A 15424-nucleotide genomic window follows, 5' to 3' on the forward strand; every position below is an offset into this window, starting at 1 on the left:
ATTAAAATTTCAAATTGTAAAATAGAGTTATTGCAAAATTATAAAAAAATATGTAAAATGTATCTTTTGAGAGTTTTTCAAAATTTTTTGGTTTTATTTAAATTTTTTGAACTGAGTATTTTATGAAAATTTATTTTATTATATTTTTTGGATTTATTTTTCAGTTAGTTTTATATTCATGTAAAACTGTTGGACCTGAAGCAGAAAAATATTCTTATATTAAAGTTCCTTGGAGTTCTATTAATTCAATTGAACAAAATAATGATAAAGTTTCATTAAAAAAATCAGTTGAAGATAATTTAAAATGGCTTAACAAAAAAAGGCCGGATTCTGTATTAAAGTATCAAGATTTTTATTTTTATGTAAAAGATTATATTTGTTCTAGTAAAAATTTTTTAAATGATCTTAATAATAATTTAACAATTAAAACTAGCTTAGAAAATAATTTTAATCTTTTTAAAGTAAAAATCACTTCAGAAAAGCCAATTATATTTACAGGATATTATATACCTTATGTACATGCGAGTTTAACACCTAGTGATAAGTTTCAAGTCCCTGTTTATAAAATGCCTAAAGATATGGTATTTGTAAATTTAGAAGATTTTAATTCAGAATTAAAAGATAAATTTATCAGAGGCCGTATAGAAAAAAATCGACTATTGCCTTACTGGAGTCGCGAAGAAATTGTTGATGACAAAGTGCTACATGATAAAGGACTAGAAATAGCTTGGCTACAAGATAAAGTTGATTTATTTTTTATTGAGATTCAAGGGTCTGGATTATTAACATTTCCTGATAATAGCAAAAAATTTATAAGATATTCCGGGCAAAATTGGCGAGAATATTATCCAATAGGAGCTGCTTTATTTAATGAAGGAAGGCTTAAAAAAAATGAAGTGTCTATGCAATCAATAAAACGTTGGCTCAAAGAAAATCCAGAAGAGCAAAGTAGAATTTTAAACACTAACAAATCTTTTGTATTTTTTAATTTAGAAAATGATGGTCCGTTTGGTAATATAAATGTAAAACTCACTCCTGAACGAAGTTTGGCTGCTGATCAAAAAGTTTTTCCAGCAGGAAGTTTAATGCTTGTTGATTTTGAAATGCCTAAAACATCAGAGCAAAGCAATAACCAACAATTTTCTCAATTGGCATTTGTGCAGGATACTGGGGGAGCGATTCGTGGTCCTACACGTATTGATGTGTTTTGGGGAGAAGGCGATACTGCAGGAAACATCGCGGGAGTCTCTAAACAGGAAGGATTGCTTTACGTAGTAGCTCCACGTTATAATTGTAATAAATCATTGATTTCCTATTATGGGTTCGATCCCTAATTTTTGAAAACGTCGTTTCCAATGTATTCTATTTTTTGTTAACTTTGTTTTAATTTCATCAATAGAGTATCCTCTACTTTTTTCTAAAAATAAATCATAAAAGTGATGGTTTTCTAAAGTCATGGTATTTTGTTTATAGTTTGAATATAAGATAATCTCTTTATTAAAATGATTTTTTCGCAGTAATTTTGAAAATCCGATGCTCATTATATTTCTGCTTTCGTATACAATATCAACAATAATAAAATCAAATTTATTAAAATTATTAATATTTTCATCAATAAACTCATCTGGATCTTTATATACAAAAACATTGCAGTTATACTCAAGTGATGATTTTAAAAGACTTAAATAAAATTCTTCATCATCAATAATTGCTATGTTGGTCATTATTTGTTTTCCTATTTATAAATTGGTAAATTAATAATAAATTCTGTGCCTTCATTTGGTATTATTTGACAGATTAAATCTCCTGAATGAGAATTAATAATTTTTTTACTTAAAACTAGGTCTAAATTAGAATTTCCTTTTGTTTTATTGCAATAAAATACATTAAATATTTTGTTAATCTCTGTAATTGGAACATAAAATTCATCGACTCCAATTGAGATAGATATATATTTTTGGTTTTCAATTATGGTGTTATTGGTGCGAATCCAAAAATTATTATTATTTAAATTTTTGAATTTATATAATAATATTTTACGAATTGCTTGGTTTATTTTAAAAATATCTCCTTTAAATTTATAGGTATGATTATATTTTGTATTTATTTTATAGATTGGAATATTTGAAGTGTGTGATAATTCGTGGAGTAGATTTTCTATAATGGGTTTCACTTCAAGTATTTTATGATCCAATTCGTCATTCACTCCAAGTTGAGTAAAATTCTCTAAAAGAACATCTACATGTTTTACTGTTTGATCGAGTTTATTTAGAACCATAGAATTGTATGACTCAATATCAAAATTAGGGTTTTTTGCGGCTGCAGGTTTATTTAAATACATTTTTAATAGGTTAAATGGTTTTCTGAACTCATGAGAAATATGGCTAGAAAGATCGTTTAAAGAAAACTCAATCTCAGTCAATTTTTTATCATTTTTTTCTAAAATGATTTTTTTATAAATCTTTAAATTATATAAAAGTATTATAATAAAAACTAATATTAATGCGAGTAAGAAATATAAATTGTATCGATAAAAAATATTTTCAAAAAAATTACACTGCATAGTCTTGTCTCTTAATACTTGAAATTGAGAATATAAAATTTTAACCTGAATTTATTAAATGAAACTCAGAGCTAGTAATCACGTTGTAAATAAATGTTTTGTAATTTTCTGTCAATTATAGTTTTTTATTAAAAAGCATTTTTATAAAATAAATCATTTTTAAAAAAAATTTATATTTTTAAAAATCGGATCAAGATAGTTTAGTATATTTTGGTAATCTAATAGAGTTGATGTTATGTATAAATACAAAAAAATTATTTAAAAAATTTTTAAATTTGTTTGCAATTAATATTTTTTGGTTTAATTATAGAAGTCTTAAGTTTGCACATAGAAGGAGTCTATGCTTGGCTAAAAAAAAGTACTTTAAAAATCCTAAAGAGCATTTAAAAAAATATTCAGAACTAGAATTTGAACCAGATTCTAATACTCAATTGCATGAAGAAGTAAAAAAACAGCTATCTCATTTTCTTATTAATTTTAGAGCCATGAACCGTCTTACGCAGGCTCAAATGGGCAAAAAACTAGGATACTCTCAGCAACAGTACAAAAGGGTAGAAGATGGTTACGAAGAGCGTATCTCAAACTCTGTCTTTTATATAAAAAAGTTTGCTGATTTGACTTCTGATAAAAAAGTGTCTGATTTTGTTTCTTACTTAATTAATGAGCCGCCTCATTTACGTTCTAGTAATTTATCAAATAACGAACAAATTTTGTTGTCTTGTTTTTCAAGAGTAGATAGAGAAGATCGTAGACTATTCATTGAAGCATTTTGTAAACATGAAGATGATTCTCGTTTTCCAAAACTGATTAAATTTTTAAGTTTGTTGCCGCATTTAAACTCCGAATTTTTAGATTTATTTACCTTAGTTCTTTTAGAGGCTAAAGCAAAAAAAGATTTTATTGATCTCGAAGATAAAAGCGAAATTTATAATCGTCTCCGTAAAAAGCATAAGCGTTCTTATAAAAGAAAAACAGAAGAACTTGTAAAAAATCACTAGTTCTTCTGTTTTTTATTTTTGACTATTTTTTACGACCTCAGTTACGTTACCATTTAACCTAATAGGAGAAATGCAATGATAAATAGAGAGCTCGAAAAATTTGATATTAAAAACCCTTTTAAGAGTCGTTACCATAACTATATTGGAGGCGACTGGGTGCCTCCAGCTCGAAATGAATACTTCGAAAACATTTGTCCAATTTTTGGTAAGGTTTTTACAGAAATTCCGAGATCTTCAAGCGATGATATTGAAATGGCATTAAATGCTGCACATGGAGTAAAAGAAGCTTGGGGTAAAGTTTCTGCGGTTGAACGATCACAAATTCTTATGAAAATTGCGGATCGCATGGAGAGTCATAGTCATTTGCTTGCAGTTGCCGAAACTATTGACAATGGCAAGCCTATTCGAGAAACACAAGCGGCAGACATTCCTTTAGCAATCGATCATTTTCGTTACTTTGCAAGCTGTATTCGTGCGCAGGAAGGAAGTATTTCTCAGGTTGATCAAGACACAGTTGCGTATCATTACCATGAGCCTTTAGGAGTCGTTGGTCAAATCATTCCATGGAACTTTCCAATCCTTATGGCAGTATGGAAAATTGCCCCTGCACTGGCAGCAGGAAATTGTGTGGTTTTAAAACCAGCAGAGCAAACTCCCGCATCAATTTTGATACTTATGGAGCTCATTCATGATTTATTGCCTGCAGGTGTTGTAAATATTGTCAATGGCTACGGGCCAGAAGCTGGGCATGCGTTGGCAACAAGTAAACGAATTTCTAAAATTGCATTTACTGGAGAAACTTCCACTGGCAAATTAATTATGCAAAATGCAGCACAAAACTTAATTCCTGTAACGCTAGAATTAGGCGGAAAATCACCAAACATCTTTTTTAAAGATGTAGCAGAAAAAAATGATGCCTTTTTGGATAAGGCAATAGAAGGTTTTGTAATGTTTGCTTTAAATCAAGGCGAGGTTTGCACATGCCCTTCTCGTGCATTGGTTCACGAGTCAATTTTTGATGAATTTATGAATAGGGCAATTAAAAAAGTTAAAGAAATTAAGCAGGGCAATCCCCTCGATCCAAGTACTATGATTGGTGCTCAGGTTTCTGCAGAGCAAGCAGAAAGAATTATGTCCTACATCGATATTGGCATTCACGAAGGAGCAAAGTTACTGACCGGAGGGCGTCGCAGTAAAATGCAAGGAGCTTTGGCAGAAGGCTATTATATTGAGCCAACTGTTTTTAAAGGCCATAATAGTATGCGAATTTTTCAAGAAGAAATTTTTGGCCCTGTTGTTTCTGTAACAACTTTTAAAAGTGAAGAAGATGCTATGCAGATTGCTAATGACACAAATTATGGATTGGGAGCGGGTATTTGGACTAGAAATATGGATACGGCATATAGGTTTGGTAAAGAAATTAAAGCAGGTCGCGTGTGGACGAATTGTTACCATCTTTATCCTGCTCATGCCGCTTTTGGTGGATACAAGCAATCAGGAATTGGTCGCGAAAATCATAAAATGATGCTAGAGCATTATCAAAATACAAAAAACGTGATTGTAAGTTTTAATAAAAATCCAATGGGTCTTTATTGATTACGTTAAAGTTTTTCTTTATATTATTTCTCATAATCTAATTATATTATTATTTTATGAGGAATTTTTTGTGGACAGCATTAAATTAAAAATATTTTCTTGTTGCATATTATTTTTATCTCCATTTTATTCATCTACAAATTATTTAAATATCAATTTTTTTTATACAGAATATATAAAAAGTAATAAAAATTTTATTTCTAATACAAACTTAGTAAAAATAAATAGAATAATTTATTTTTACTAAGTTTGTTAATTTTAATAAAAGGGAGAATTCGAGAAAATAAAATGACGGTATTAATCTTTTCAGTAATTATTTGGTTCTGTTATTTTATTGGTAGAAAAATTATTAATTTATTGTAATTATTAATTATAAAATTTGAAATATTTATTTAACCTTAAAGAGGGTTATTAACTATTGAATTAAATATTATCGTTATATGAGGATATTTTGTATGAATCATATTATATTAAAATTTTATGTATTATTTTTACTTTTTTTAATCCCTTTTTATGCAACTGCTAATATTACAAAAATAAATATTTGCGCAGATGATTTTAGGAAAAGTAAAGAACTTTCATTTTCTAAAACTGATTCAATAAATATTGAAATCTTGAAAGAATTTTCTAAAGTAATTTTAAAAAAAAATAAAATGGAAGTTAACATAACATTAATCCCTTTATTACGATGCTTAGATATGCTTAAAAAAGGAACCATGGATGCGATGATTAGATTGTCTTATACTGATGAACGTGCAAAATACCTTGATTATCCACCAGGATCTGGGCATGAAGAGGAGATGCCATGCTATTCAAATTACAAAGTAACCTGTTCTGGTTATGTTGTAATCACGCATGTACTAGAAAAATTTATATACTTAGGTAATTCAAATAACTTACCTACTCCTGTTAGAATTACAAGTGGCATTTCAATAGAAAATGATTTAAAAGAAATTTATAAAGAGAATCTTGAGGGTGGAAGAAGTTACTATGACAATATTAAAAAACTACTTCGAGACAAAAAAGGTTCTGTTATAGCTAGTTATGTATTTCCTATTGATTTAGTTCAATATCAAAAAATTTCACCAGAAATTAAAATTCACGAAAAATATTATGTTAAAAAATCATACTATATGCCATTTTCTAAAAAATCAAAGATCACAGAAAAAAATCGACTGGTTTTTTGGGAGAAAGTAAGTGAGTTTTACAATGATAATAATGCTACAAAAAAAATACTTGATAAGTATAAATAGAATGATTTTTTAATTATTTAAGCTGCTTTAATTTTTTTGAAATTATTATAACATTCTATTTGTTTATAATTTTTATTTAAAACAACACAATAAAAGTAAAAGAAAAATATAATTAAAGGTATGACTTTTACATTGTACGGCTCAAGGTAATTGATTTTAATTATTTTAGGTACTATGTCTGTAGAAGATAAAGACGTAACAAGCATTTTAAGCCAAAATACCCAACTTTTAAAAATTTGATATTCTTTATAATAAGCCAAATAAATAGATACCCCAAGTGCTCCAATTATAATTGTTGGACTTTCTGTTTTTTGGTTAAATATCACTATAAAAATAAGGCCAAGAATTAAAAGATCAATTTTTTCGTGTTCTAATAAATTATTTTTAAAATTGCTTAAGTAAATTTTTTTAAAAATAAGTATTGAAAATAAAATTAATCCAAAAACTTGATAATACATAGAGTGAATATTTAAATTTAAAAAATTATTAGATACTGCGATTAAAGACATGCCATAGCTACTGGTTTCTATTTTTAATAAATGAAAATAAGATAAAAATTGGCTAATAAAATAATCGTAACTAGAAATAGATATAATGCATAAAGATAATAAAATTAAGCTGAAAGAAGTATATAGTAAGAATTTAAATATTGTTTTAACATTTTTAAAAATTAAGTTGTACGCAACAAAAAAACCATAAATTTTAAATACAAGTAAAAATGAGCTCGCTGCTGAAAATAAAAAAAGTTTATTTTTTTCTAATAAATGATAACACATAACAAAAAGCGCAGCTAAGAGTGCATTTGATTGAAAATTATTTGCATTGTTAATAATTTCTGGAAGAATGATTGCAAGAACAATAACTTTTTTTCTCTCAGAAATTTTAAACATGGTTATGCTTTTAAATAACATGAGTGCATTAAATAAATTCCAAAGTATTGCCCCAATTTTTAAGTTAAATAATAAAAAAGGAAACATAATTAATGGAAAGAGTGGCGAATACTTATAAAGATCAAAATACTCGATATTGTAATGTACGTACAAATTCTGTTGTAGCAGAATATGTTTTAAAGAGTTTAAAAAAATGTAATAATTATTTGCAGAGTTATCGCTTACAAAAATTTTAATGAGACTTATAATTAAAATAACTAAAATGTATATTAGTAACATTTTTTTAATATTAAATTTTGAGAAAGTATCTTTTTTCATTAGTGAGCCTAATTTTTTTACCTTTTATTGATTGGTGGGTGAACGAGTGGTTCAAAGAACTGTATAGAGGTATATAATTTTAATAATAATTTCAATTTATTTTGAAATTATTATTAAAATATTAATATTATTGTTTTTTAATTATGAGTGTAAATAAATTATTTTGGCCTAATAAAAAAATCATCTTGATATCAAATAATAACAATATGATTTTTTTGGTTTTTAGATTTTAATAATGTAATTAACATAAGCATTTTTAGGGCGGGTTTCGTTGTCGCCTGCAGCAGAGGTGGAACCAGAAATTGAAAGGCCTGATAAATACCTTGAAAAATTAAATGAGTAGTTGGGTAAGCTGAAGCTCACTGAGTGTGAGTGGGAGCCTGCTGATTCTGTTTCACTTGGGAGTTTATATGGTGCGTTGTCAAAGTCTGTGCGTCCGCTTCCAATCATTCCTTGACCACCTGCGTGACTTTCAGAAAAAAAAGAATCTTGAAATTTATGACTATGGCTCCCACCAGTCGAAGTCCACGTACTAATATTTCTTTGATTGGGAGTTGCTTCGCCGCTCACACTTAAATTTGTCCCACCAGTCGATAAACTTCCTGAGCCATGACTATGGCTATTAAATGCGTCATTTTGAATAGAGCCAACATTGTTACCCGTATTCCCACCCATGTTCATGGCCATACGATTGGGTGCAGAAGGCTCAATAATATGCGCTCTTTCTCCAGCTACGCCGCGTAAAAATAATCCTCTGTAATCTGGCAAACGAAATGTTGCATTACCATCTCCAACGCCATGGGCGGTACCAATTGTATCAAATAATTCTTCATACATTTCACGTGACACTTCGCTGCCATCACACAGTAGCCAGCCATCTGGTACTTTGTTTTTATCGCCTGCAAACGCCACTACGGTTCCTGTAGGAATAGATGGATTTTGGCCTAGTCTATGTACTTCTGTTACAATGCTATTAAGTTTATCTTGCATTGCCATAAATTCTTGCAAATTAACAGGATCATTTGCGTGCGCATGCACACTTAGTAAGGATGCTGTGCTAATTAAATATGCAATTTTTTTTCTCATAAAATTTCCTTTAAAAAGTTACTAAAGGTAAAGTACCAATTAAGTAAACCAAAATTTGTTACAATAAATTAACTTATCTGTAAAGTTTAAAAAATAAATTTATTTAATTGACTATAATTTAAAAAATTACTACTAAATTTTATTAATTCTTGCATTTTTAAATTATTTGCAAGTTATTTATTTTTTTAAGAAAGAAATTTTTATGCTAAAAAATAAAGTAATTTTATTAAGTATTTTTGGTGGTTCTGTTTTGTTGCATAACTTTGCGTTACCTAGTGAAGTAACAGCACAGCGCAAAAAACGTAGTGTTGTAATGGATTATAATGATTCATTTTTGCAAATTGCAACAAGTCAAACAACGGTTTGCACAATAAAATCAAGTAACTTTGCGTTAGAGTGCTCATCTTTGTATCAAGATGGTTCTCGCTTCATTGCTCCGCACACTGCAATAAGTGGTGAATTTGTTTCTGTTGCGTTAAGTGCAAGTCATTTTTGCGCAATTGCAAAAAACTCCAATGCGTTACTCTGCTGGGGCAATAATAATTTTGGGCAATTAGGTATTGGCAATACAGTATCGCAAAATGTGCCAACGGCTGTTTCATCTCAACTTAAATTTATTCAAGTTGTAGCGGGTACACAAAATACTTATGCCATTTCTCAATCTGGCGAATTATTTGGGTGGGGGTATAATTCTAACGGCCAATTGCCTTCGCGTGATCTTAATGTAACAGAGCCTATTAAAATTCAGTTTCAAAATAATGCAACAAAGTTTTTTCAAGTTGCCGCAGGCAATAATTTTTATTGTGTACTTTCTCAAGAAAGTGAAATTGAGGGGGCTAAATTTGGCAATATTTATTGTGCAGGGGAAAATAAATTTGGCCAAGTTGGAGTAAAAGCTTCGCAAAAATTTGTAAAGCAGTTACAGAAAGTTGGAAATAAGCAATATCTCTCTGTTGCGGTGGGGCAAAATCATGCCTGTGCAGTAACAAAAGATAGCAAAGTAGAATGCTGGGGCGACAACACTTTTGGTCAAGTTGGAGTGAACCCACGCAATAAACATTATTTTCATAAGCCACAAAAATTATTAAGCTCTCAAGAAAACTTTAACAATTTAAAATTTAAAAATGTTGTTGCAACAAATTTTTCTACATGTGTTATTGATGAAAATAATAAATTGTATTGCTTTGGTGATAACACTTTTGGGCAACTTGGAGGTGAGCCTAAGTTTAACACAATACCCATTAATTTTTTAGGCAATCAAACACGCTACATTCAATTTGAGCCTCGTGCACCCTATTCAGAGTGGAACCAAAATGTTGCAATGGTAACTGGTAACGATAAAACAACTTGTTCTATTAATAATACAGATAGTTCTATATTGTGCTGGGGTTTTATAGATAAAAATAAATACCAAAATTTAAGCATGGGCACTGTTGCCAAATGCGGCATAAGTATTTATGGAGATCGTTTACTTTGTGACGGCAAGTTAGACAAGACAAATTCTATAGAAAGAAAACAGCATCTACCTTGGGTGTTGCCAACACAAACACCATGGGCAAGTAAAGAGTCTTATGAGCAAATTAGTATGAACTCTTATATTGCTTGTGGGGTAACAAAAGGCGCTGAGCAAAATTTAGCATGTTGGGATTACGAAGCCACAACCGATCGAAGTGATCTTTACGCTTTTCCTGAAACTACTTTTAAAGACAATTCTCCAATTGTTCCTTTTAAAGTAGAAAAAGTTGTGGTAGGTACAAAACATATTTGCTTAATAAGATCTTTTGATAATGCGTTGTTTTGCAGTGGTGATAACTCTTACGGGCAACTTGGTAATAGCAACTACAATAGTACAAATTTACTAAAAGAATTTGAAGAAGTTAAAATAAATAAAGTAAGTATTGTGAATGAAAACGAGCAAGAAACAAAAATTAAATTTAAAGATATTGCTTTAACGTTTAATACAACGTGCGCCCTTACAGAAGACAATGATGTGTATTGTTTTGGAAGCAATAATTTTGGGGAATTAGGGGTTAAAAAAGGTTTATTTAACTCTGTTTCAACTCCACAAAAAATTGAAAATTTTAAATTAGAAAATATTTATGGTGGGCTTAATCATTTTTGTGGGTTTGGAGTCACAAATCAAACATCTAAGCTATACTGTTGGGGCGATAACACCTTTGGCCAAACAACAAAATCATTTCGTAATAATAAGCCTGTAGAAATTGAAAACTCTGAAGAGTTTAAATTTGTATCAGTGGGAGATAATATTACATGTGCCCTAAATAATAACAATGAATTAGCATGTTTTGGTAGTAACGAAACGCAAATTATTTCTGAAAATCCAGAAATTTTGTATACGTCAGTTCCAATACCTGTAAAAAGTGAAACAAAATTTTTATCAATTACAGTTGGTAATACCGAAATTTGTGGAATAACTAAAGAAAACAACGCTTTAATGTGTTGGGGCGGCTTAAAGCAATAAGCCGCTTTTTAATTTAAATTAATATTTTTTTTGACAGGGAGGTCTTATAGTGTTTAAAAATAAAGCAAATATTTTGTTTTTAGTATTTGTTTACCCACTATCATCTTGTAATGTAAACCAGCCAGATTATTTTTATCAAGACTTAGAAACAAAACGTTACTCTTTTATGAGTGATCTTTCTGCAAATTCAGAATTTATTAAAGAAACAAGTTCAGAAATTAGTGCAAAAGATTATCTTAATAGGCAAAAATATTGTCCTTTAAGTAACTTAAATGGACAACAACACATCAATAGTATTGTAGATGCCTATACCAATACAAATTTACTCGATACAAGCACATCGCAAGATATACCTGCAATTGCAATACTCACTAAAACCAGAGAGCTAACATCTGCAAAAGCAAATTCTACAAACAATTTGCATCATTGCTATTATCCGGAATTGTATTTAGCCAATGCTTATGTGTTAAACATATTGCAAAGAGTTCCTTTTGCTCCTTTTAATCAAGAAATTATTTTGCTGAATCAGGGCAAAATTGATCCGAGCGAAGTTAAAAATTGGAATACAAATGAAATTATTAAAAATAGCCGTTTTGCAAAATTAAATGGAATCATTCGTTCTGCCAATATTGCCGAAAAAATTTCGGCAATGGACGAAACACGACTCTCAACAATTCCTAGATTTTATGCCAATAAAGAAAACAATAAAGTTTACTTATTTGGCTTTCAAGAGCAGCTTAGCAAAGAGTCTTACTATAAACATATTAATTCTTTAGCAAATGCGCTTTCTGCCATAGGCTATTTTGAACGTGCAATGTATCGTTGGAAAGGTGTGTATACGGCCGAAGAGCTGAATATGCAATCTTCTCTTCCTAATGATAGCTTGCAAGAAGTGTACTTAGATTCTTTAGAAACCCTTGGCAATGCATATAGCAATAAAGAATCTAGCGATATAAAATTGAGCGTTAAAAATATTATTGCTTACGATTTTATTAAGGCGCACGAAAAATCAAGAAATGCTTTAACAAATAAATTTTGCAGTACCAACTCGGATTTTGATAAAATTCCTGCGCACGAATTAAATTTGTGTAGCGAAATGAAAAAAATTCAAAACCGCGCTTTTAATCTTGATATTAAAAATATGTTTTGTACAAGTGGCAAAAAGTTTGAACAGCCAAAAAATCCTGATGAGGTTATATTTAATTTAAATTGGGATGCAATAGAGTGCGAAAAATTATTAAACGAAAATCCAGAACTAGAAAATTCTTATTTAGATTCTAGCGGGTATTCGTACTACGATATTTATCCTGGCTATTTAAATTCTATTAAATTTACAGAATCTATTAAAAATACCGAAGAAAAAATTGAAAATGTTAAATCAAAAATTTCTTTATTTAACATTCTTAAAACCCAAGAGTATAAAAATAAAGGAGTCGAATTATTAGATAGCATTGCAGCATTACAAGATAACTTAATAGTTTCTAAGCTAAGTCATAATAAATCTGCCGAAGAACTTGCTTATTATACTTTTCAAAAAGAAACTGCAAAATTAATTTTAGAAAGTGCAAAAATTGATATTCAAGAAAACGCAATCGAAGAAAAAAATAAATTTACAACTTATGTTAATAATTTAAGTGTAATAAATTCTCTAAATTCATTAAAGCATACTTTAGAAAACTATTCTTCTAATAAACACGAAAATTTAAATGAGTACAAAAAAATTCTTTGTGGCGATAATGATGCATCATGCTCTACAACTGGTGCGGTGGGTGAAATTAGCAAACTATATCGCCAAAGAGAAATTGCAGTTGTAAATAATTGGAAAAATGAATGTTCTCGTATTGTTCGTGATCGCAACAATATTGCTCGATTATTAGGTAATAATGGTTGTGATTTGGCTGTGCTCACTAAAGGAACAACTCTTGATAAAGAGTTAAAAGAAAATATTTCTATAGTTGTTGCAAATTTAAAAGAAAATAAGCAATACAATTCTGCTGCTTGCCAAGGGGCTGCAATTTCTGAGGTAATGGCAAATCAAACCAGCACAAAATTAAAAGAGCTGTTAGATTTGCAAACGCCAGCAACCTCCGAAAAAGATGAAAAGTCAAATAATGATGCAAGAGATAAATATTTTAAAGAATTAGAAGATAAACTAAATAAATTTAAGTATGAATCAAGTGTAATTTCAAAAAATGAGTCAGAATACAGTGAAAATGCTGGTCTAAAATCTAAAGGAACTTCTACCTCAACAATAACTTCAACCAATAGTTCTGATGCAGTGCTAAAATCAGAGTTTAATTTTGCCAGAACAATTGCAGAAGCAAATTCTTATTTAATGAGTTATAATAATGCCATTCATTTAACTTCAGGTAATTTAGAGTTACTTTCAGAACCTCAAAAATATTGCGAAAATTTATATGTGTCATTTTTAAATAAAGACGGCTCAGATAAACCAGCTTTAGTTTCAATATTAGATAGTAAAATTGATATTCAAAAATCTGAGCTACAAAAATTGCAAATATTGCGCTCAATCGATCAAGATGTCACTGATTTAAATTTAGTTACAACAGAAAAACTTACAAATATAGATCATCAAATCAAAAGCCTTGAGTTATCTAATAAAAACATAGAAAATATTTTAGGGATCTCTATTGCAACAAGAAAAAATATTTTAGGTAACGTAAATTCAGAATTTAGCTTTAATCTTGTAGATAGTTTGTATGATTCATACAAAGAAAAATTAAGATACTTGCCTTTAAAAAATTCTATTAATAAAAAAACATCTCAAGAAAGTGTACTAAAATCTGCAGAAATAAATGAAAGTGTTGCAAAGAAAAGTGTAGAAATTGCAAAAAAACAAGTTGAAAATTTACAAAATTCAATTGAAAAAGCGAAACTAAGAGTTGCCGCGCATAATAATGAATACTTTTTATTTACCGCAATTTCTCCTAAAATAGGTAGCTTTGCTGATGAATTGTGGCGTGTTGATCATGTAGGTGATTTAGCAAAACAAATTGTTAAAATTGCAACTATAAACATAATGCACACTTCGTCAGATAAAAGAAATTTAATGTTCGATAAAAATGAGTTTAAAAATTTAGTCACTCTTGTTTCTAACGTTAAGTATTATTGTAGTTACTTATCATCTTTTGAAGATGCGCAATTTTGTTTAAAAGAAATTATTAATTTAAACGAAGCAATATCTTTAAAAAACGATGTTAAAAAAGCTCAAATAGATGAAGATTTTGCTATTAAAATTTATTCTAAAGATCTCAGAAAGCATAAAAAACGTTTTGTAAGCCCAGAGGAGCAACGTAGCGACGATGAATTACTAGCAAAACTCAATGCATCAGGTGTAATAGATATTAATTTAACTGAAGATTACTTTAAGTGGAAAAAACCTTTACTCAGAGAATTTTCTGAAAGCTTTTATAAAGCAAAAATTATTGGAATTAGCGCTGTAATTTATAAAAATGGTGCCTATGAAAGTGAGTTTGTGCATAGCCCTTTTGATGATTGGAATAATATTGCTTATTTATTACACCAAGGCTTTCAAGATCCTTCATCAATTACGGGTTGTTCTGCAAAATATGAAAACTATGCATCCCGTTTATATCATAATTATTTAGCAGAAGTAATGAGTAGTAATATATCTCAAGAATACGAAAAATTTGGTAAACATTATCCAAAACTATTTTCACTAAACAGCCTGTTAAGTTATATGTGCAATAGAACAGAAATTATAAATTCTGCCGCAGTGAGTAACGAAAATTCATTAATCTATTTTACAGATACCAACGATCTAACGCAGCCAATCACTATTTTTGCTGATAAATCTACTGATTCAAAAATATTTCAGTACAAAGTAAGCTCAATGGGTTGGGTAGAAGAACTGCAAAATGATCCCTCTGCAAGGCCATCAGAAAGTGATGGTTATTGGCAGCCATTAACAGGCTTTATTGGTGATCTTGAAAATAGAACAACAGGTTCAGCAAAATATGTTACTCAAATTAAAAGTTGTATTAATGTAATGAATTTTGATACTGAAAGTTGTGCAATACCTAAAAAATCCGTTTACAAATCATTTTCTGGTTTTCCTCTACTTGGTAATTATAAATTTGTTTATGCACAGCATGCAAAAGATTTATACATAAGCAGCTTTAATGAAGACCCTTCTGAAGGCAGCTTTATCGATGGCATAGAACTCAATTTCATTGTTTCTAAATAATTAAATTTTA

General features: G+C 29.4%; 10 protein-coding genes. 6 read left to right on the forward strand and 4 right to left on the reverse strand.

The features are described from left to right. Positions 1 to 122: 122 nt before the first annotated feature. On the forward strand, positions 123 to 1334 hold the full coding sequence (locus Spiro2_RS01420; RefSeq protein ID WP_338636558.1) for an MltA domain-containing protein: 1212 nt from the start codon (positions 123 to 125) through the stop codon (positions 1332 to 1334). Here the strand turns inward: Spiro2_RS01420 and Spiro2_RS01425 are convergent. Continuing rightward, the gene (locus tag Spiro2_RS01425) at positions 1302 to 1724 is read right to left on the reverse strand and encodes a hypothetical protein (RefSeq protein WP_338636560.1); all 423 of its coding nucleotides are present in this window, start codon (positions 1722 to 1724) and stop codon (positions 1302 to 1304) included. The genes Spiro2_RS01420 and Spiro2_RS01425 overlap by 33 nt on opposite strands. A gap of 11 nt (positions 1725 to 1735) precedes the next feature. Then, positions 1736 to 2563: a HAMP domain-containing sensor histidine kinase gene (locus Spiro2_RS01430; RefSeq protein ID WP_338636561.1), complete on the reverse strand. Its 828-nt coding sequence runs from the start codon at positions 2561 to 2563 to the stop codon at positions 1736 to 1738. A gap of 344 nt (positions 2564 to 2907) precedes the next feature. On the opposite strand from Spiro2_RS01430, the gene Spiro2_RS01435 reads away from it, so the two are divergent. The 3 genes from Spiro2_RS01435 to Spiro2_RS01445 all read left to right on the forward strand — a co-directional run bounded on the left by Spiro2_RS01435 (position 2908) and on the right by Spiro2_RS01445 (position 6410). Next, a complete protein-coding gene (locus tag Spiro2_RS01435) occupies positions 2908 to 3561 on the forward strand; it encodes a helix-turn-helix transcriptional regulator (protein WP_338636562.1) in 654 nt (217 codons plus the stop codon). A 75-nt stretch (positions 3562 to 3636) separates the two neighbouring features. Next, the gene (locus Spiro2_RS01440) at positions 3637 to 5157 is read left to right on the forward strand and encodes an aldehyde dehydrogenase family protein (RefSeq protein WP_338636563.1); all 1521 of its coding nucleotides are present in this window, start codon (positions 3637 to 3639) and stop codon (positions 5155 to 5157) included. Positions 5158 to 5612: 455 nt separating this feature from the next. Further along, entirely contained in the window at positions 5613 to 6410 is a 798-nt protein-coding gene (locus tag Spiro2_RS01445) for a hypothetical protein (protein WP_338636564.1), read from the forward strand. A gap of 17 nt (positions 6411 to 6427) precedes the next feature. Here Spiro2_RS01445 and Spiro2_RS01450 read toward each other — a convergent pair whose 3' ends face one another. Both Spiro2_RS01450 and Spiro2_RS01455 read right to left on the reverse strand, forming a co-directional pair. Further along, a complete protein-coding gene (locus tag Spiro2_RS01450; RefSeq protein WP_338636565.1) occupies positions 6428 to 7618 on the reverse strand; it encodes a glycosyltransferase family 87 protein in 1191 nt (396 codons plus the stop codon). A 222-nt stretch (positions 7619 to 7840) separates the two neighbouring features. Continuing rightward, a complete protein-coding gene (locus tag Spiro2_RS01455; RefSeq protein ID WP_338636567.1) occupies positions 7841 to 8704 on the reverse strand; it encodes a tail fiber protein in 864 nt (287 codons plus the stop codon). Between the two features lie 202 nt (positions 8705 to 8906). On the opposite strand from Spiro2_RS01455, the gene Spiro2_RS01460 reads away from it, so the two are divergent. Together Spiro2_RS01460 and Spiro2_RS01465 are read left to right on the forward strand one after the other, a co-directional pair. Continuing rightward, complete coding sequence (locus Spiro2_RS01460; RefSeq protein ID WP_338636568.1) at positions 8907 to 11186, forward strand: hypothetical protein; 2280 nt, start codon at positions 8907 to 8909, stop codon at positions 11184 to 11186. A 49-nt stretch (positions 11187 to 11235) separates the two neighbouring features. Continuing rightward, positions 11236 to 15414 (forward strand): hypothetical protein, encoded by a 4179-nt coding sequence (locus Spiro2_RS01465; protein ID WP_338636569.1) that lies wholly within the window; start codon positions 11236 to 11238, stop codon positions 15412 to 15414. Positions 15415 to 15424 lie beyond the last annotated feature (10 nt).

The sequence above is a fragment of the Spirobacillus cienkowskii genome, from assembly GCF_037081835.1.
GTDB lineage: Bacteria > Bdellovibrionota_B > Oligoflexia > Silvanigrellales > Silvanigrellaceae > Silvanigrella > Silvanigrella cienkowskii.

What these genes read in the sequence shown, in the direction of transcription:
- Spiro2_RS01430 (WP_338636561.1), bottom strand. Translation starts at nt 2,563, where the DNA reads ATGCAGTGTAATTTTTTTGAAAATATTTTTTATCGATACAATTTATAT.
- Spiro2_RS01420 (WP_338636558.1), top strand. Translation starts at nt 123, where the DNA reads ATGAAAATTTATTTTATTATATTTTTTGGATTTATTTTTCAGTTAGTT.
- Spiro2_RS01460 (WP_338636568.1), top strand. Translation starts at nt 8,907, where the DNA reads ATGCTAAAAAATAAAGTAATTTTATTAAGTATTTTTGGTGGTTCTGTT.
- Spiro2_RS01445 (WP_338636564.1), top strand. Translation starts at nt 5,613, where the DNA reads ATGAATCATATTATATTAAAATTTTATGTATTATTTTTACTTTTTTTA.
- Spiro2_RS01455 (WP_338636567.1), bottom strand. Translation starts at nt 8,704, where the DNA reads ATGAGAAAAAAAATTGCATATTTAATTAGCACAGCATCCTTACTAAGT.
- Spiro2_RS01450 (WP_338636565.1), bottom strand. Translation starts at nt 7,618, where the DNA reads ATGAAAAAAGATACTTTCTCAAAATTTAATATTAAAAAAATGTTACTA.
- Spiro2_RS01425 (WP_338636560.1), bottom strand. Translation starts at nt 1,724, where the DNA reads ATGACCAACATAGCAATTATTGATGATGAAGAATTTTATTTAAGTCTT.
- Spiro2_RS01440 (WP_338636563.1), top strand. Translation starts at nt 3,637, where the DNA reads ATGATAAATAGAGAGCTCGAAAAATTTGATATTAAAAACCCTTTTAAG.